This is a genomic window from Rhodococcus sp. NPDC049939 (assembly GCF_040656415.1).
Taxonomy (GTDB): domain Bacteria; phylum Actinomycetota; class Actinomycetes; order Mycobacteriales; family Mycobacteriaceae; genus Rhodococcus_F.
In genome coordinates, this window is the sequence record NZ_JBFAMC010000004.1 from 374,694 (window position 1) to 393,783 (window position 19,090).

Sequence of the window (19,090 nt, forward strand, 5' to 3'; positions counted from 1 at the left end):
CATGGGTGTGGCGTTGAATTGTGCTACCGGTCATACGATCCGGGCACTTGAACTTGACGACGGATTCAACTATACAAATGGGAGACGATGATCACAATGCTCTGTGAGGGAGAGGAAACCCCGTGAAAGTTGCACAAAAGGTCGCAATCGTGACTGGGGGAGGCGGTGGTATCGGTGGCGCTATCGCGGAAGGCCTCGCTGCACAGGGTGCCAAGGTGATGGTCGCTGATATCGACGCAAACGCTGCCGCAGCAGTTGCTGCTGGAATCAACGCGCGGCACCCGGGGTCCGCCCTCGCCGAAGGTGCCGATGTCGCGAATTCCGATCACATTCGGCACATCATCGAGCGCGCGGAGGCCGAGTTCGGGCCGGTCGCCCTGTACTTCGCCAACGCGGGTGTCGGTGGTGCGCTCGGCCTGGAGGCGAGCGACGCCGATTGGGATCATGTTCTCGACGTCAATCTTCGTGCCCACATTCGGGCGGCGCAGCAGTTGGTGCCGAAGTGGATCGAGCGTGGTGAGGGCTACTTCGTCGCCACGGCGTCCGCTGCGGGTCTGCTCACTCAGATCGGCTCCGCCACGTACTCGGTGACAAAGCACGCGGCCGTCGGGTTCGCGGAGTGGTTGTCGGTCACTTACGGCGACCAGGGGGTCGGCGTGAGCTGCCTGTGCCCCATGGGAGTGGACACCGCGATGCTGTACGCGGGTCGCGATTCGGGCGACCCGCGTGGTGTGGCAGCAACGCAGGCGGTCACGTCGGCTGGGGAGGTGCTCCAACCCGCACAGGTTGCCGACGTCGTGCTCGATGCCGTGGACCGGGAAACCTTCCTGATACTTCCGCACGAGAGCGTCCTCGCGATGTATCAGCAGAAGGGGGCCGACTACGACCGATGGATTCGGGGGATGCGCCGCTACCAGGGTGCCCTGCTGGGACACGTGTGACGGGCGAGTCGGATGACTTGATCATTGCGGATCGCTCGATCCAGTGCTCGCCAATCTCCATGGCCACTTGCGCCGCATCCTCGGAGCGAGCGGAAAGCCTGATGCTGCAGACATTTCGCAGTGTCTACTTCACCGATGGTGGACAGAGCCACCCCGACGATCGCACACCAGAGTTTCCCCTACCAGTCAGGAGTTTCCATGTCCCTGTTCGACATCTCGGACCGCGCGCTGCAGTACCAGACCGATCTGCTGGACTTCATGGACAAGCACGTGTATCCAGCCGAGGCTGTGTACGAGGAGCAGATGCGCGAGTCGGGTGATCCGCACTTCCATCCGCCGATCATCGAGGATCTCAAGGCGGAGGCCCGTCGTCGTGGTTTGTGGAATCTCTTCCACCCGCATCCCGATTCCGGGCCAGGACTTACGAATCTCGAGTACGCACCGCTGGCGGAGATCATGGGCCGCAGCTTCATCGCGTCGGAGGCTTGCAACTGCAACGCCCCCGACACGGGCAACATGGAGGTACTCGAACTGTTCGGCACCGAGGAGCACAAGGAGAAGTATCTGAAGCCGCTGCTCGAAGGGACGATGGCATCGGCGTTCGCGATGACCGAGCCTGCGGTGGCGAGTTCGGATGCCACGAACGTGGAACTGTCCATGGTCCGAGACGGTGACGAGTACGTGCTCAACGGCCGGAAATGGTTCGCGTCCAACGCGTTGCACAAGAACTGCAAGGTCATGATCGTCATGGGTAAGACCGATCCGTCGGCGCCTGTGCATCGGCAGCAGTCGATGATGGTCGTTCCAATCGATGCGCCGGGCGTAACGGTGATGCGAGGCCTTCCGGTATTCGGTTACCAGGACCGCGAGGGCCACGCCGAGATCGACTTCGCTGATGTGCGGGTGCCTGTGAAGGACGTGTTGAAGGGTGAGGGCGAGGGATTCGCAATCTCCCAGGCACGGTTGGGCCCCGGCCGTATCCACCACTGCATGCGAGCGATCGGGATGGCCGAACGGGTATTGGAGTTGCTGTGCCGGCGCGCAACGTCACGAGTGACGTTCGGCAAGCCGATCAGCGAGAACGCCAACATCCAGGATTGGATCGCGGAGGCGCGGATCGAGATCGAGATGATCCGGTTGCTGACGCTGAAGGCGGCGTATCTGATGGATACGGTGGGAAACAAGGAGGCGCGCACGGAGATCGCGGCCATCAAGGTGGCGGCGCCGAACATCGCGCTGAAGATTATCGATCGTGCCATCCAGGTGCACGGCGGGGCGGGAGTGACCGACGACTTCCCGCTTGCAATGGCCTATGCGCACATGCGGACGCTGAGGTTGGCGGACGGTCCCGACGAGGTCCACAAGCGAGCCATCGCCAAGCAGGAGCTGCGGAAGTATCGTGACACAGCTGCCAGCGCATCGGCCAACGGACACAAGGCTGCGGTGCGCTGACATGGCCGGACTCGACCTCAGCGGTCGTACTGCGATCGTCACCGGTGCCTCTCGGGGTATCGGCCTGGCCGTCGCGCACGCGATCGCCGCAGCCGGTGGCAACGTCGTACTCACCTCCCGTTCCCAGGAATCCGCCGAGGCCGCGGCAGGTCAGGTCGGGGGTGCGGCGATCGGAGTCGGCGCCCACGCGGTCGACGAAGACGCCGCCCGACGGTGCATCGACACCACACTCGAACGCTTCGGCAGCCTGGACATCCTGGTCAACAACGCGGGAACCAACCCCGCGTACGGCCCTCTGATCGATCAGGACCATGCGCGATTCGCCAAAGTCTTCGACGTGAACCTGTGGGCCCCGGTGCTGTGGACGGGGTTGGCGACCCGGGCCTGGATGGGCGAGCATGGCGGCGCAGTGGTCAACACCGCGTCCATCGGCGGCATGGCCCATGAGGCGCACATCGGTCTGTACAACGCATCCAAGGCCGCGCTCATCCATGTGACGAGGCAACTGGCGATGGAACTCTCGCCGAAGGTGCGTGTCAATGCCGTCGCACCGGGTGTCGTGCGGACCAGGCTCGCCGAAGCACTGTGGCGCGAACATGAGCAGGCCGTGGCGGGAGCGACCGCATTGGGACGCATCGGGGAACCCGAGGACGTCGCTGCCGCGGTTGCGTTCCTCGTGTCCGACGCCGCGAGTTGGGTCACCGGTGAGACGATGACGATCGACGGTGGTCAACTGCTCGGCGACGTGCACTCGTTCAGGCAAGGAGCGGGGCTCGGTGTCTAGCCTCGACATCGTCGGCCTCGACACCGACGCGGTGAGCCGATGGATCGGCACCCTCGGCGTCGACTACACGGGAACGCTGACCTTCGACCGGATCGGCCTCGGTCAGTCCAACCTCACTTATCTCGTGCAGGATCAGGCCGGCAACAGGTGGGTGCTCAGGCGCCCGCCGCTCGGGCACCTGCTTGCGTCGGCGCATGACGTGGCAAGGGAGGCCCGGGTCCTGTCCGCGCTCGAGGACACGGCAGTTCCGACACCACGGGTGTTCGGACTCACCGATGATCCGGCGGTGACCGACGTCCCCCTCCTGCTGATGGAGTTCGTCGACGGTCAGGTGGTGGATCGAATGTCCATCGCAGAGTCGCTGACACCGGAGCGTCGCAGGGCGATCGGCCTGTCGCTGCCGCGCACCCTGGTGAAGATTCATGCCGTCGATCTCGATCGGACGGGACTGGTCGATCTGGCCAGCCACAAATCGTATGCCCAGCGTCAGCTCAAGCGATGGTCAGGACAATGGGAGAAGTCGAAGACCCGCGACCTGCCGGCGCTCGACGACCTGACGCGGCGACTCGGCGCCTCAGCGCCTGAGCAACGGGAACTCACCCTGGTGCACGGCGACTTCCACCTGAGGAATGTGATCACCTCTACCGACACGGGCGAGGTGACTGCGGCGCTGGACTGGGAACTGTGCACTCTGGGCGATCCACTCGCCGACGTCGGCAGCCTACTTGCATACTGGCCCGCATCGGGCGAGAAGACCGGCGGCGATTTCCCTGCGTCCACACTCGACGGCTTCCCCAGTCGCGATGAGATCGCCGCGGTGTATCTCGACGCCACCGGGCGCGACCCGAGGGCACTAGGGTTCTGGTATGCCCTCGGACTGTGGAAGGTCGCGGTCATTGCCGAGGGCGTCATGCGTAGAGCGCGGGACGAACCGCAAAATCGGGCGGCGGCAGGAACGCCGACTGCCGACCGTATCGACGAAATCGTGGCCAAGGCGTGCGAGGTTGCCGCCCAAGCCGGAATCTGACAACACAATCTGCCCAGGAGGGCCACATGACCAGAACAGCAATCGTCACCGGAGCGGCCCGCGGAATCGGCGCCGCGGTGGCGAAGAAACTGGCCGCCGACGGCAACGCCGTCGCCGTGCTCGACCTCGACGAGTCTGCTTGCGGTGCAACGGTCGACGCGATCACGTCCGCCGGTGGCAGGGCGCTGGCGGTTGGTGCGAATGTGGCCGACGAGGCGTCTGTCACGGCAGCCGTCGAGCGCGTCGTGAACGAACTGGGAGCCCCGACGATCTTGATCAACAACGCGGGAATCACCCGCGACAACTTGTTGTTCAAGATGACCGTCGATGACTGGGACGCCGTGATGAACGTGCACCTGCGCGGCGCATTCCTGATGTCGCGGGCCGTGCAGCAGCACATGGTGGAAGCCAAGTTCGGTCGCATCGTCAACCTGTCGAGCACGTCTGCGCTCGGCAACCGCGGGCAGGTCAACTACGCCGCTGCCAAGGCCGGTATGCAGGGTTTCACCAAGACGTTGGCGTTGGAGTTGGGCAAGTTCGGTGTGACGGCCAACGCCATCGCTCCGGGTTTCATCGAGACCGAGATGACTGTTGCCACCGCCGAACGATTGGGCGTCGGCTTCGAGGACTTCAAGAAAGCAGCCGCCGCGCAGATCCCGGTCAATCGCGTCGGGCAGCCAGAGGACATTGCTGCCACAGCTTCGTTCCTTTCCAGTGAGGGTGCGGGGTTCGTGTCCGGGCAAGTCATCTACGTGGCCGGTGGACCAAAGGACTGATAACGCTCATGACCACGGACGAACAGACAATTGCACGAGACCTGAGCGAGCGCGTCGCTGCTCTTCTCGAGCAGAACGACCTCTCCGATGCCACACAGTTCCTCGGCGCCCGATTCGACGCCGGTCTGGCCTGGGTCCACTTCCAGCCAGGCCTGGGAGGTCTCGGTCTTCCGCGAAGCTTCCAGGCGCGCGTCGACGCCGAACTGGCGGCGGCGGGTGCGCCCGGACCTGCCAAGGACCGTAACGGAATCGGGCTGGGCATGGCCGCGCCAACCATTGCCGCCTTCGGGACCGCGGAGCAGCGGACGAAGTACCTGCGCCCCATATACACCGGTGAGCACATCTACTGCCAACTGTTCAGCGAGCCGGGGGCGGGCTCCGATCTCGCTGCCGTCGCGACGCGTGCGGTTCGAGACGGTGACGACTGGATCGTCAACGGGCAGAAGGTGTGGACGTCGGGGGCGCAAAACGCGCAGATGGCCATTCTGGTGGCTCGGACGGATCCATCTGTGCCCAAGCACGCCGGGCTCACCTACTTCTTATGCGACATGAGCGATGCCGGCATCGATGTTCGGCCGCTGCGCCAGATCACCGGTGAAGCCGAGTTCAATGAAGTCTTCCTGACCGATGTGCGCATTCCCGATGCGAATCGGCTCGGCGACGAGGGGCAGGGGTGGCAAGTGGCTACCGCAACCCTCAACAGCGAGCGGGTGGCAATCGGTGGTGCCGCTGCTGCTCGCGAAAGCGGCATGATCGGAGTGGTCGCTCGAACGTGGCGGGAATGCCCGGAACTGCGTGATGATGCGATGCACGACGACTTGCTCCATTTGTGGGTCGAGGCGGAGGTCGCCCGATTGACCGGTGAACGCCTGCGGCAACAACTGGAGGCCGGCCATCCAGGCCCGGAGGGATCTGCCATGAAGCTGGCTTTTGCCCGGCTGGCGCAGACCATCTCGGGCTTCGAGATCGAACTGAACGGAGAGGCGGGACTGCGGTACGACGACTGGTCCATGCGCCGACCCGACAAGGTCGACTTCACCGGACGCGAACCCGGATACCGATACCTGCGCGCGAAGGGCAACTCGATCGAGGGCGGAACGTCGGAGATCCTGCGCAACGTCATTGCAGAACGCGTTCTCGGACTTCCCCCGGAGCACCGCGTCGACAAGAACATCGCGTGGAAGGACTTGCCTCGATGAGCACCGCAGACCTGCTGTACTCAGACACCGAAGATGCGCTGCGCGAAAGCGTCCGCCGACTGCTCGCCGATCGCTGTCCACCAGAGCTGGTAGCAGAAGCGTACGACCAGGAATCGGTTGACTTCACCGGGATATGGAAGTCTCTAGCCGTCGACCTCGGACTTGCTGGTCTACTCGTACCCGAGTCGCTCGGAGGCGCAGGAGCCAGTGCGCGTGAGGCCGCCGTGGTGATGGAGGAAGTCGGGCGCGCTGTGGCGCCCGTTCCGTACCTGTCCAGCGCCGTACTTGCCACCGTTGCGCTGCTGGAGGCGGGAGACGAGCAGACGGTCGGCGCGCTCGCCGAGGGTGCCACCACGGCTGCCCTCGCGGTCGGACTCGCGACCCCGCCGGGGCGATTCGCCCCCAGGGTCCGTCGGGAGGCGAACACGTTGGTCGGGACCGTCACCAGCGTCGCGGGCGTACCGGAGGCTGACATCCTGGTCGTCCCTGTCGAGGGACCCGAAGGACTCGAACTCCATACCGTCAGCGCAGGCGCAGCCGGCGTCAGCGTGACGCAGGTCCTCTCGCTGGACATGACCCGACCGCTGTCGGATGTGGTGTTCGACGGCGCGGCGTCCACCCGTGTCGACGGCGGCACGGCGTCCACTGGTGCCGACGGCGGCACGGCGGACGAGGCGGTGCGTGCCGCTCTCGGCGCAGGTGCAGCACTTCTCGCGTCCGAACAACTCGGACTCGCGCAATGGTGCTTCGAGACGACGCTCGCTTATGTCAAGGAACGCAAGCAGTTCGGCCGCGCGGTCGGTTCGTTCCAGGCCATCAAGCACCGTATCGCTGATATCTGGCTCGAGGTGACTTCGGCCACGGCGGCGGCCAGATACGCCGCGGACGCCTACGCCCGAGGTGACTCGGATGCAGAGATCGCAGCCGCGCTGGCACAGGCATACTGCAGCGATGTCGCCGTTCACGCCGCCGAGGAGTGCATCCAGCTGCACGCGGGGATCGGTATGACATGGGAATATCCCGCGCACCTGTACCTCAAGAGGGCGAAGAGCGACCAGCTGGCGTTCGGGACCCCCTACCGCCACCGGGCGCATCTGGCCACCCTGATCGACCTGCCTGCATGATCGATCGTCGGCACCAACGCCCCCGAGCACATACTTCAACCCGAGCACTTACATCGAGGAGAAAAAGATGAAGGCCTGGCGCATCAACGAACTCGGTCAACCACGCACCGCGCTTCGGCTCGAGGAAATTCAGGACCCAACTCCCGGTCCGGGCGAGCTTGTGGTGAAGGTCCTTGCCGTGCCTGCGAATTTCCCGGACGTCCTCATGTGCCGGGGCGAGTATCAGGTCAAGCCTCCGCTGCCGTTCACACCCGGAGTCGAGTTGTGCGGTCAGGTTCTGGCCGTCGGTGACGGCGTGACCCGCTTCGCAGTCGGCGACCGGGTGGTCGGGGGACCGAATCTGCCTGCAGGCGGCTTCGCGGAGATGGCCGTGATGAGCGAGTCCAACGCGTTCGCAGCTCCAGCCGCGCTCGATGATGCCGAGGCGTCCGCACTCACCATCGGGTACCAGACGAGTTGGTTCGCTCTGCACAGACGAACACAGCTGAAGCCGGGCGAGACGCTGCTCGTGCACGCTGCCGCGGGTGGAGTCGGTAGCGCCGCAGTGCAACTGGGCAAGGCCGCAGGAGCCAAGGTAATCGGCGTCGTCGGAGGTCCCGAGAAGGTCGAGTATTGTCGCAAGCTCGGGGCCGACCTCGTGATCGACCGGCACACCGATGATTTCGTACCACTGGTCAAGGAGTTCACCGACGGCCGCGGGGCTGACGTCGTCTACGACCCGGTCGGCGGCGATGCCTACACGAAGTCCACCAAATGCATCGCTTTCGAGGGACGGATCCTGATCATCGGCTTCGCGGGCGGCACTATTCCGACGCCGGGGCTCAACCACGCGTTGATCAAGAACTATTCGATCATCGGGCTTCACTGGGGTCTGTACAACGCATACAACCGACAGGCGATCGCCGACTGTCACGAGGAACTGACCCGGCTTGCAGAATCCGGTGCGATCAAGCCGCTCATCAGTGAGCGACTCTCGCTTGCGGATGTAGCCGAGGGACTCGGCCGTCTAGGTGACGGCAGCACTGTCGGTCGCGTCGTGTTCCAGCCCTGAGGCGGGCTCCGTGAATTCTGGGCCGTTGTTCGACGTCACTGGCAAGACCGTCGTCGTCACCGGGGGTTCTCGAGGCATCGGGCGGATGATCGCGGAAGGTTTCGTGCGGGCGGGCGCGACCGTGATCATCTCGTCACGCAAGGCGGATGCCTGCGCGGTCGCAGCCGAGGAATTGACTGCCGTGGGTCCGGGGACGTGCCTCGCCCATCCCGCGAATCTCTCGACGGCGGAGGGAGTAGACAGTCTCGTTGCCCAGGTGAAGGAGGTGACCCCGCAGTTGAACGTGCTCGTGAACAATGCGGGCGCGACGTGGGGCGCTCCGATCGACGAGTTCCCCGACTCGGGGTTCGACAAGATTTTCGACATCAACGTCAAGGGTGTGTTCTCGGTGACGCAGAAGTTGCTGCCGCGACTGCGCGCGGCGGCGACCGACGGTGACCCCGCCCGGGTCATCAACATCGGTTCGGTCGAGGGCATCGTGGTGTCGGCCACCGACAACTTCTCTTACGGGGCAAGTAAGGCAGCGGTCCACATGCTCACCCGCAAGATGGCTGCGACACTGGCTCCGCAGTGTGTCACCGTCAATGCCATTGCACCCGGCCCTTTTCCGAGCAAGATGATGTCCTACTTCCTCGATGATCCGGAGAGCAGGAAAGCGGTTGAGGGTTCGGTTCCGCTCGGTCGTGTAGGCACACCGGAGGACGTGGCGGGTACCGCGATCTTCCTTTCCTCGCGTGCGGGGGCCTACCTCACCGGCACGGTTATCCCAGTGGACGGCGGGATCTCGGGGACACGCTGAGCAACGCCACGAATCGCGCAGCTGTCGCGGCGAAGATCGATGGCGGTGGCGTAACGGATACCAGAGGGCACGACGACTGGCCGCAGTTTCGCCTGTACGCCGAGACACTCGTTCAGTTGAGACCGTACCTGACTCGAAACGTGCTTTAGTGCAGTCGAATCCGACCCGTGGCGGTCAGCTCTTTCGTGTCTCGAAGGAGGCCTGGAGCGCCACGGGGATCGGCGAACTCGCCGAAGACTCGCCGCCGGAGAACTCCACACCCAGATGTCAGACGGTGTGCGGGTTCGGAGGTCACGTGGTGCGCGGAACGGGAGTGCCTGCCCGGTCTGTCAGAGGTGGCTGGGTCCAACTCCGAGGCTGCCAGGCGGTCGAAACCTGGTTAGACTCGGCAGCTACGTGTGAGCCATGCCACAGCACTCACATGTGAGGCCAACGAAATAGTGATGTCGCACTGCACTGCACTGCACTCGCCGGCCCGACCTCAACCGAGGCCAGAGAGACGAAACCTCGACCGACCTGCAGTTGGAGTAACCCAGGCGGCACTCGAGGACGAAGGACGCAGGTTGATGAGCACGCTCGAAGGCAAAGTCGCACTCATCACGGGTGGTGCTCGCGGGCAGGGCAGAAGCCACGCCATTGCGCTCGCCAGGGCCGGCGCGGACGTGATCGTCATCGACATCTGCGCAAATCTGGCGATCGCGAACTATCCGCTTGCCAGTGAGGCGGACTTGAAGGACACCGCCGACGAGGTGCAGGCGACCGGGCGTAGGTGTGTCACCAAGATCGCGGACGTCCGAGACGGTGCGGCGATGGTCTCCGCGGTCGGGGACGCCGTCGCCGAGCTGGGCCGACTCGATATCGTCGTTGCAAATGCCGGTGTGACGTCGTGGGAACCCATCGACTGCGCACCCAGGCAGGTCTTCGACGACATCATTGCCGTCAACCTGACGGGTGTGTGGAATACCTTCGAGGCCACGGTTCCTCACATCTTGGCGCACGGTGACGGTGGATCCATCGTGGTCACCGGATCGATAAACAGTACGTCGGGCAAGATGATGGATTTGTCGACCGCGACCCGCGCGTATACCGCGAGCAAGCACGGCGTCATCGGGTTGATGCGCAGCTACGCGCTGCAGCTCAGCCCATTGGGTATCCGTGTCAACGCTGTCGAACCCATGGGTGTCAACACACTGATGGTCAACAACGAGGCTGCGCAAAGAGTCCTCGAGGGGGAGGCGCCGCGTCAGTACGACCTGTTGAACCTCATGGATGTGTGGCGGCTCGAACCCGAGGATGTCAGTGCCGTCGTCGAGTTCCTGGTCTCCGACCGAGCGCGCTACATCACAGGAATCGAATTTCCGGTCGACGCCGGATTCGGCGTGAGGTAGGAGCCGGGTCGCCCTGCCGATGGGCTTATCCAGGCGACACTCTAGGACAAAGGAAGCAAGTAAATGAGCACTCTCGAAGGCAAGGTCGCACTCATCACAGGTGGCGCTCGCGGGCAGGGCAGAAGCCACGCAATTGCGCTCGCCAGGGCCGGCGCGGACGTGATCGTCATCGACATCTGCGCTGATCTCGCGAGCGTGCCCTATCCGCTTGCCAGTGAGGCGGACTTGAAGGACACCGCCGGCGAGGTGCAGGCGACCGGGCGTAGGTGTGTCACCAAGATCGCGGACGTCCGAGACGGTGCGGCGATGGTTGCCGCGGTCGGGGACGCTGTCGCCGAGCTGGGCCGACTCGATATCGTCGTTGCAAATGCCGGTGTGATCTCGTGGGAACCCATCGACTGCGCACCCAGGCAGGTCTTCGACGACACGATTGCCGTCAACCTGACGGGTGTGTGGAATACCTTCGAGGCCACCGTTCCTCACATCCTGGCGCACGGTGACGGTGGGTCCATCGTGGTCACCGGATCGAATAACAGCAGGTCGGCCAAGATGTTGGACTTCTCGACCGCGGCACGCGCCTATGCTGCGAGCAAGCATGGCGTCATCGGATTGATGCGCAGCTACGCGCTGCAGCTCAGCCCATTGGGTATCCGTGTCAACGCTGTCGAACCCATCAGCGTCGATACCGTGATGCTCAACAACGACGCTGCCCAAAGGGTCATTGAGCAAGGCGTGCCAAGTCAGTACGACCTGTTGAACCTCATGGACGTATCGCGGCTCGAACCCGAGGATGTCAGTGCCGTCGTCGAGTTCCTGGTCTCCGACCGAGCGCGCTACATCACAGGAATCGAATTTCCGATCGACGCCGGATTCGGAGTGAGATAGAAACCGAGTCGATGTCGGCGTGGAGAAGCCGAGGCTTGTGAATAACACAGCTTCGCCAGAGCTCCCCGACACGCTCTTCGCCGCTCGAGAATCCGAGCAATATCTCCTGCCCGCGTCGCTGGTCTCGGCAGGCCTCGTCCGCTCTTCTCTTCGCCTGTGATCTCAGCTATTTGCCATCGAGTTGCGTCCCCCAATCGCCATCGAGTTGCGTCCCCCAATCGGGGGACAGCGGTGTCCTCTGTTTTTGGGCCAATCGGGGGACAGAGATCACAGAGACGCATCGGGCAGAGTAAAGATCGCTTGGGGCCGGAGCGTCCCAGCCCCGAAGAACAGGTATCAAACCCGAGAATTGGGACCTGATCGACAGGATCGCGATCAAAGCAGGGCGACATCGCCCCGATGTTCAAGGAGGTTCACCGTGTCGATAGCGACAACATTGCCGTCAACAGAGGAAATGCGGGCCTTGACCCCCCGGCGGGAGGACAAATTCTCTATCGGGTTGTGGACGGTGGGTTGGACAGCGCGCGACATGTTCGGATCCCCCACCCGGTCTCCAGTCGACGTGGTTGAGGCAATCGAACGGCTTGCCGAACTCGGTGTATATGGAGTGAGCTTCCATGAGGAGGACCTGTTCCCCTTCGGATGCGCTGAATCTGAACGGCTCCGTGCGGTTGAGCGTTTACGTGAAGCCTTGGCGTCGACGGGAGTTGTTGCATCGATGCTCACGACGAACCTGTTCAGCCACCCTGTGTTCAAGGATGGGGGATTTACCAGCAATGATCGCGCGGTCCGCCGATTCGCCTTGCGTAAGGTGTTCCGCAACATCGATCTGGCGGCAGAACTCGGGACACCGGTGTATGTCATGTGGGGCGGTAGGGAGGGGAGCGAGTACGACTCCGCGAAAGACGTTCTTGCGGCGCTCCAACGGTATCGTGAAGCGGCCAACCTGATGGCCGATTATGCCGTCGACAATGGCTACCAGCTTCGCTTCGCGATCGAGCCCAAGCCCAACGAGCCGCGGGGAGACATTCTGCTCCCTACGGTCGGACACGCGTTAGCCTTCATCGACACTCTCGAGCGGCCTGATTTGTTCGGGGTCAATCCGGAGACCGGACACGAACAGATGGCCGGGTTGAACTACATGCACGGGGTCGCACAGGCCCTCGACCATGGCAAGCTCTTCCATGTAGATCTGAATGGACAGCGGGGCATCAAGTTCGATCAGGATCTTGTCTTCGGGCATGGGGACATCGCGAATGCCTTCTCCTTGGTCGACCTTCTCGAACACGGTGGTCCGCTCGGCGGACCGTGCTACACGGGCGTCAAGAATTTCGACTACAAGCCGAGCCGGACCGAAGACATGACCGGTGTTTGGGAATCGGCCGCCTTCAATATGCGGATGTACCTGTTACTCAAACAGCGGACTGAAGCTTTTCGGTCCGACCCGGAGGTCATCGAGGCCATGTCAGCCGCGAGAGTTGCCGAGCTGTCGACGCCCACCTTGGGAGAAGGCGAAACGTACAGCGACCTCATCGCTGACCGCAGTGCATACGAGGACTTCGACGCGCAGTCGTACTTCGGCGGAAAAGGCTTCGGTTTCGTGAGGTTGAACCAGCTTGCACTCGAACACTTGATGGGCGCCCGATAGCCAAGAACGCTCCGAGCTCAGCTCCGGAGCGCTGCCGTGCTCCGGAGCTGCTGGATGTCGGATTCGGTCAAACCGCAAGGGGAGAAAGGCTTTTATACAAACGTCTATCACCCCGTCGACGCAACACCGCGCAACTGGCGTCCGATTGGCAGCACGAGACCAACAGTTCCAGGGCCCGATCAATCAGTGGTCGGCTGCGCCGCAGGGAAATTCGACTTGACCTTGGGGAATTGGTCCTCTAGCCAGCGAATCTGGGTTCGGGAAGACCGCGCACTCCCAGGCCGTGAACTGCGAATACGCTGCCGGGTTGCGGGTGCTGCTTCAATTCCTCAGGGGTTGCGAAGGACTGCTGCGAGGTGACGAAGAGTGTTTCGAAGCCATCGCCGCCGAACGCCACGCATGTGGGCGTGCGGACCGGCATCTCGATTTCTCGGTCCAGGCGTCCGTCTGGGGCCACTCGGAGGATCTTTCCGCCGAGGTTGAGAGCGAACCAGTAATAGCCCTCGACGTCGACCGTGGCACCGTCCACGATCGCAGGTGCGGGTGCGTAGTCTGCAACAGAGAAGAACGGCCGACGATTCTGGATGTGGCCCTCGTCGATGTCGAAGTCGAACACGTAGATCATGCCGCCCTTGGTGTCGCCGAAGTACATTCGCGTGTCCTCGGGATCGAATGCGATGCCGTTGCTGCAGATGAAGCTGAAGTCCTCGGCAACCCTTCGGCACGAGTGATCAGCGTCGAAGCGGTAAAGGTACGACGACTCGTCGCTGAGCTTGCCGTCCATGCTTCCGCACCAGTACCGCCCGCGGCGATCAATCTTGCCGTCGTTGAGACGATTGAACGGCCTGTCTGGTTCGGGGTCGAAAATGCGCTCGAAGGTGCCACTCTCCAAGTCGATCGCACAGAATCCCGAATTCGAGCCCCCGATCAAGCCGCCTTGTTCGCGGAACCCGAACGAACCGACCTGTTCCGGCATCGGCCACACCGTCCGTTCGCCGGTGGTCAAGTTCAGCCGGCGAATCGAGGGCTTTCGTGGACCGTTGAGATCGACTAGTGGTCCGACGTGGTCGGCCCAATAAAGCGACGACTCCTCGGCAACCCATATCGGAGTTTCGCCAAGTCCGTCATTGCACTCCCACAAGCACTCGATCTCGACCATTCCCTCTCCTCGTGTCTGGTCTGATCAGGCTCTTCGCTGTTAAAGACTAGTGCAACACTCCCTATCAACTCACCGATATCTGCTCATGCGTATCGGTGAGGTCGCCGGGCAGTGGAGCATGTCGTTCTCCGGTGTCGTCGACGCGACAGGGGCCTTGGTTTGTTGACGCTGGTGTCCCCTGATCGGGGGACACGGGTGTCATCCGTTCTTCTGGCCGTGTCAAGGAATGATGCGCAGGGGGTGGATCGGCAGGCGTCGCTGTCTGTGTCGCTCGAGCGCGATGACTCCGAGACTGACCGGGTTCAGCGTCAGAATCGATCTGGCCGGCGCCTGCCGACACTGCTGCAGATCTCGGGCGAGACAAGAGGAGATCAGTCGGGAAACTGGCAACACCAGAAAGAAGGGCCGCGATGCGAAATGCGACGCGGTTTCCGTGGTGCCCCCGGCAGGATTCGAACCTGCGGCCTTTCGCTCCGGAGGCGAACGCTCTATCCCCTGAGCTACGGGGGCGCACCGGAGAAACCGGTGTACCGATTGGGCTGGCTAATCGTAGCGTATGTGTGGCGGTACGGACCAAATCGGTCCCGGGTTACGTCGGCTCGATCCTCATGAGGCCGCGCGCGGGCCTAGTGTCGTAGGAGCAGAGACACTCGGGAACCCTCGGGAGGGGTCGAGAATGGTCGATTCACTGAGTGGCGGCTCGGATCGCCTGGGCGAGCAGTACGCCGATGGAGATCTTGATCTGGATCTGCGGTGGTGGTCGGCGGCCAACTACCTCACCGTTGCGCAGATCTACCTGCGGGACAACACGCTTCTGCGTGAGCCATTGCGCCCAGAACACATCAAACCCCGGCTTCTCGGACACTGGGGGACGAGTCCGGGGCTGTCGATGGTCTACTCGCTCCTCAACCGTCTGATCCGCCGGACGGACACCGATTGTCTCTTCGTGACCGGGCCCGGTCACGGCGGACCCGCTCTCGTTGCTGCCACGTACCTGGAGGGAACCTATTCGGAGGTGTATCCCGCGGTGTCCCGCGACGCTGCCGGAATTCACCGACTGTGCAGACAGTTCTCGACGCCTGGCGGAATTCCGAGTCACGTCAGCGTGCAGACACCGGGCAGCATCCACGAAGGAGGTGAGTTGGGTTATGCCCTCGCGCACGCCGCCGGAGCGGCATTCGACCATCCGAATCTGTTGGTAGCGTGCGTCATCGGTGATGGCGAGGCCGAGACGGGACCGCTCAGTGCCTCGTGGAAACTACCTGCGTTCCTCAATCCCGAACGCGACGGTGCGGTATTGCCGATCTTGCACGTCAACGGTGCCAAGATCGCAGGTCCCACGGTCTACGGCCGCAGCAGCGACGCCGACATCGAGGGATTCCTCAGTGGGCAGGGATGGGCGCCTACCGTCGTGGCGGGCGACGACCCGCGCACGGTTTTCCGCGCACTCTATCGGGCCCTGCGCGATGCGCACACAACGATCACCGAAATGCAGCAGGAGGCCCGGGCGAGACGACATCAGCGTGATGCGCACGCCGGCCAACGCGGCGCCGCGAGGTGGCCTGCGATCGTGCTGCGGACACCGAAGGGCTGGACCGGTCCGCACATTGTCGACGGCGTGCTCATCGAGGGAACGCACCGCGCTCATCAGGTTCCGTTGTCCGGAGTCCGGGAGAACGAGGCCCACCTTCACCAACTCGAACAGTGGATGCGTTCGTACGCTCCGGAAGATTCGTTCGACGTGAACGGCACGCTCGTCGCGGACCTCGAGGATCTGGCGCCGCAGGGCGACAAGCGGATGGGTTCGTCCCCATATGCAAACGGAGGACGCCTGAGAGAAGACCTACCCATACCGCCGCTCGAGAAGTACTCGCTCCCGATCGAGAAACCGGGCGCCACGATGCACGAGACGACTCGCGTGCTCGGCGAACTGCTCCGCGACCTCTATACCGAAACCACCACACCCGACGGCGGGGGATTTTTCCGGCTGTTCTGCCCCGACGAGACGTCGAGCAACCGACTGGGCGCCGTATTCGAGGTGACCGAGCGCTGCTGGCAGCTACCCATTACCGAATACGACGACGGACTGTCGGCGGAAGGGCGGGTGATGGAAGTCCTCAGCGAGCACCTGTGCGAGGGATGGCTCGAGGGGTACCTGCTGTCGGGGCGACACGGGATCTTCGCCAGCTACGAAGCCTTCGCGATGGTGAGTGTGTCCATGCTCATCCAACACACGAAGTGGATCCAGCATGCGATCGACCTACCGTGGCGGTCACCGGTGGCGTCGCTGAACGTTCTGTTGACCAGCACGTGCTGGCGCAACGACCACAACGGCTTCAGCCATCAGGGACCGGGCATGATCGACTCCGTCATACCGCTTGCGCCGGATGTCGTCCGGATTTGGTTGCCACCCGATTCGAACACGTTGCTCTCGATTTCCGACCACTGCCTGCGCAGTACCGACCATGTCAACCTCATCGTCGTCGACAAGCAACCGCATCTGCAGTACCTGACGCTCGACCAGGCGCATTCACATTGCGCGGCCGGGGCCTCGGTATGGGAATGGGCGGGTACCGAGTCGGGTGCCGACACCGGACCGGATGTCGTGCTTGCCGCGGCGGGAGATGTTCCGACTCAGGAGATCCTTGCGGCTGCCCAGTTGCTTCGTGAATACACGCCGGATCTGGTCACGAGGGTGGTCAACGTCGTGGATCTGATGGGGCTGCTCACGCCCACCGAGCATCCGCACGGATTCACCGAACGGAAGTTCCTCGACCTGTTCACCGAAGGCACCGACGTAGTCTTCGCGTTTCACGGGTACTCGCGTGCCGTCCATGAACTGATCCATGGACGTCCCGATCCGGAGCGGTTCCACGTTCGCGGCTTCAGCGAGCAGGGCGCCACCACCACGCCGTTCGACATGGTCGTGCTCAACAGGATGAGCCGCTACCACTTGGCATTGGAAGCAATCCGGCGGGCGCGAACAGAACCGGCGGGCGCCGTCGAACTCGCCGACTTCTGCCTCAACCAACTCGAGCGGCACGGCGAATACACAGTCGCGCACCTCGAGGACATGCCCGAGGTGCGCGACTGGACGTGGTCTTGAGGCGGGTGGTCAGTTCATCGGGAGGGGACTCGATCCCTTCTCGGTGATCATGTTCGTGATCAACCTGGACTCGCTCTCCTGAGTATTGACCATCTTCTGGGCGAGGCTCTTGACCACATCTTCCGAGGCGTGCTCGGCCGCGTACTCCATCATCGGTAGCCCACCCTCATGGTGGCGCAGCATCAGCTGGAGGAACAGGACGTCCACTGAGGGGCCGGTGGCCTGACGCAAGGCCGCCATATCCTCCGACGTCGCCATGCCCGGCATTCTCGCCATCGAACCGGTGTGTGCGCCTTCGCCGGAATCCATACCGTGACCGTCTGAGTTCTGCGACTGCATCCATCCCATGTACCCGCCGGAAGGCAGCAGCGGCTGGTTCCACAGCTCGAGCCAGCCCTGCATCTGTCCGAGTTGGTTCTGCTGAGTGGTGAGAATGTCGTACGCGAGGCTGCGGACAGCTGGGTCGGTGGCGTCCGTCAGCGCGATCGCCGACATCTCCACGGCCTGGCTGTGATGCTCGCTCATGTCTTGAGCGAACCCGACGTCGACGGACCCAGCTTGGGGAACCGCTGTGCCGCCCTCGCTCGACGGGCGTACCAAGAAGCCGATGGCGAAGGCGACGACGACGGCGCCGATCACCCCGATGACCATGAGCGCTTTGCGTTGGCTGGGCCGGGAGGGGGTGTCGTCGTCCGCGGGTTCGGTTTCGGTTGCGCGTTCGGGGTCGGTGGAGTCAGCCATTGCTGCCTTCGGTCGGCGCCTGCAACGGCTCAGGCGGAAGCTGCAAGCCGGGCGCCTGCTCGACGTCGGGGGTCTGCTCGAATCCGGGCGGAAGCTGCATTCCGCCGAGTTCGGACTGGTCCGGGGTGATGTCACCGCCATTCATGGGCACCGCGTCCGGGCCGGGCGGGCTCGGATCGAACGGAGGCGGGTTGTCGGGGTCGAAACCAGAGCCCGGAATTGACGAGCAGGTCGCACCAACCTCGGGGTAGGTGTTCGGGTTGATCCGCAGCGCCGTGATGAACTGGTCGATGCGCGGGTCGTCGACGCTGTCCAACTTGAGTTGGTGGCCCCACGACTGCAGTGAAACGGGGCTGTCGAGGCCGGGGTACGGCGACAGCATCGTGAATGTTCTACCGTCGACCTTGTCCTCGAGGGTTCGCACCTGATCGCCGGATACATCGTCCGGGTTGTAGGTGACCCATACGGCGCCGTGCTCGAGCGAGTGCACGGCGTTCTCGGAGCGGATCGCATCCGGGTAGACCGTTCCCGTGCACGTGGCCCAGACGCCATCGTGCGGGCCACCGAACGGAGGCGACTGATCGTATGCGACGCGTTGTGTCGGCTGGACGTGGATGCCCGCCGGGTAATCGACCGTGATCACGCCGTCGATATCGACCGAGGGGTCCGGATTCTCGGCGCTCGGCTCATACCGGGAAGCCTCCACATTGGCCTGATACTTGGGCACGAGGTTTACGGCGAGGACGGCGACGAGGGCGACGACAGCTCCTCCGGCGCCGATCGTCAGCCAGGGAATGTGTCGGGGAGCACCCTTGATATTCGCTCCGCCTCCCGAGGCCTTGGTGCCGCTGCTCTTCTTCTGAGCGGCCTTGATGGCCTTGGCCGACTTCTTCCCCGACTTCTTGTCGGGACCGCGACTTTCCGAACCGCTTGGCATGGATTGTGATCTTTCGGTGGTGGGTTACGGTGCTTTCCCCCGGTAGCCGGAAGCCTAGGACCGACTCTCGTGG

The 19,090-nt window shown here is 63.3% G+C and carries 16 protein-coding genes and 1 tRNA gene; 13 read left to right on the plus strand and 4 right to left on the minus strand.

Translation table 11 applies throughout. From position 1 onward, the window contains the following. Positions 1 to 122: 122 nt before the first annotated feature. From AB0I57_RS16700 to xylA, 12 genes are all read left to right on the plus strand, one after another. Positions 123 to 941, plus strand: coding sequence for an SDR family oxidoreductase (locus AB0I57_RS16700; RefSeq protein WP_358337392.1), 819 nt, complete (start codon positions 123 to 125; stop codon positions 939 to 941). Positions 942 to 1,139: 198 nt separating this feature from the next. After that, positions 1,140 to 2,393, plus strand: a complete 1,254-nt coding sequence (locus tag AB0I57_RS16705) for an acyl-CoA dehydrogenase family protein (protein WP_358337395.1) — start codon at positions 1,140 to 1,142, stop codon at positions 2,391 to 2,393. Position 2,394: 1 nt separating this feature from the next. Further along, positions 2,395 to 3,177: an SDR family oxidoreductase gene (locus AB0I57_RS16710; protein WP_358337398.1), complete on the plus strand. Its 783-nt coding sequence runs from the start codon at positions 2,395 to 2,397 to the stop codon at positions 3,175 to 3,177. Then, entirely contained in the window at positions 3,170 to 4,204 is a 1,035-nt protein-coding gene (locus tag AB0I57_RS16715) for a phosphotransferase family protein (RefSeq protein ID WP_358337401.1), read from the plus strand. Before AB0I57_RS16710 ends, AB0I57_RS16715 begins: the two co-directional genes overlap by 8 nt. Before the next feature lie 26 nt (positions 4,205 to 4,230). After that, positions 4,231 to 4,980 carry a 3-oxoacyl-ACP reductase FabG gene (gene fabG, locus AB0I57_RS16720; RefSeq protein ID WP_358337403.1) on the plus strand — a complete coding sequence of 250 codons (750 nt, stop codon included), beginning with the start codon at positions 4,231 to 4,233 and terminating at the stop codon, positions 4,978 to 4,980. An 8-nt stretch (positions 4,981 to 4,988) separates the two neighbouring features. Then, on the plus strand, positions 4,989 to 6,179 hold the full coding sequence (locus tag AB0I57_RS16725; protein WP_358337406.1) for an acyl-CoA dehydrogenase family protein: 1,191 nt from the start codon (positions 4,989 to 4,991) through the stop codon (positions 6,177 to 6,179). Next, complete coding sequence (locus AB0I57_RS16730; protein WP_358337409.1) at positions 6,176 to 7,303, plus strand: acyl-CoA dehydrogenase family protein; 1,128 nt, start codon at positions 6,176 to 6,178, stop codon at positions 7,301 to 7,303. The genes AB0I57_RS16725 and AB0I57_RS16730 overlap by 4 nt, the downstream gene beginning before the upstream one ends. A 67-nt stretch (positions 7,304 to 7,370) precedes the next feature. Next, positions 7,371 to 8,354 carry an NADPH:quinone oxidoreductase family protein gene (locus AB0I57_RS16735; protein WP_358337412.1) on the plus strand — a complete coding sequence of 328 codons (984 nt, stop codon included), beginning with the start codon at positions 7,371 to 7,373 and terminating at the stop codon, positions 8,352 to 8,354. Positions 8,355 to 8,364: 10 nt separating this feature from the next. Beyond that, entirely contained in the window at positions 8,365 to 9,153 is a 789-nt protein-coding gene (locus AB0I57_RS16740) for an SDR family oxidoreductase (RefSeq protein ID WP_358337415.1), read from the plus strand. A gap of 566 nt (positions 9,154 to 9,719) precedes the next feature. Then, positions 9,720 to 10,541 (plus strand): mycofactocin-coupled SDR family oxidoreductase, encoded by an 822-nt coding sequence (locus AB0I57_RS16745; RefSeq protein ID WP_358337418.1) that lies wholly within the window; start codon positions 9,720 to 9,722, stop codon positions 10,539 to 10,541. Between the two features lie 63 nt (positions 10,542 to 10,604). Continuing rightward, positions 10,605 to 11,426: a mycofactocin-coupled SDR family oxidoreductase gene (locus tag AB0I57_RS16750; RefSeq protein ID WP_358337420.1), complete on the plus strand. Its 822-nt coding sequence runs from the start codon at positions 10,605 to 10,607 to the stop codon at positions 11,424 to 11,426. A 454-nt stretch (positions 11,427 to 11,880) separates the two neighbouring features. Further along, positions 11,881 to 13,074 (plus strand): xylose isomerase, encoded by a 1,194-nt coding sequence (xylA, locus tag AB0I57_RS16755; protein WP_358337572.1) that lies wholly within the window; start codon positions 11,881 to 11,883, stop codon positions 13,072 to 13,074. 238 nt (positions 13,075 to 13,312) lie between these two features. Here the strand turns inward: xylA and AB0I57_RS16760 are convergent, their stop codons facing one another. Continuing rightward, positions 13,313 to 14,233 (minus strand): SMP-30/gluconolactonase/LRE family protein, encoded by a 921-nt coding sequence (locus AB0I57_RS16760; protein WP_358337422.1) that lies wholly within the window; start codon positions 14,231 to 14,233, stop codon positions 13,313 to 13,315. 434 nt (positions 14,234 to 14,667) lie between these two features. Beyond that, a tRNA-Arg gene (locus tag AB0I57_RS16765) sits at positions 14,668 to 14,743 on the minus strand. Between the two features lie 166 nt (positions 14,744 to 14,909). Between AB0I57_RS16765 and AB0I57_RS16770 the strand changes: the two genes are divergently transcribed. Continuing rightward, positions 14,910 to 17,339: a phosphoketolase family protein gene (locus tag AB0I57_RS16770; protein ID WP_358337425.1), complete on the plus strand. Its 2,430-nt coding sequence runs from the start codon at positions 14,910 to 14,912 to the stop codon at positions 17,337 to 17,339. Between the two features lie 9 nt (positions 17,340 to 17,348). Here AB0I57_RS16770 and AB0I57_RS16775 read toward each other — a convergent pair whose 3' ends face one another. Next, positions 17,349 to 18,080, minus strand: coding sequence for a DUF305 domain-containing protein (locus tag AB0I57_RS16775; RefSeq protein WP_358337428.1), 732 nt, complete (start codon positions 18,078 to 18,080; stop codon positions 17,349 to 17,351). Then, positions 18,073 to 19,017: a DUF3105 domain-containing protein gene (locus AB0I57_RS16780; RefSeq protein WP_358337431.1), complete on the minus strand. Its 945-nt coding sequence runs from the start codon at positions 19,015 to 19,017 to the stop codon at positions 18,073 to 18,075. Before AB0I57_RS16780 ends, AB0I57_RS16775 begins: the two co-directional genes overlap by 8 nt. Positions 19,018 to 19,090: the final 73 nt, after the last annotated feature.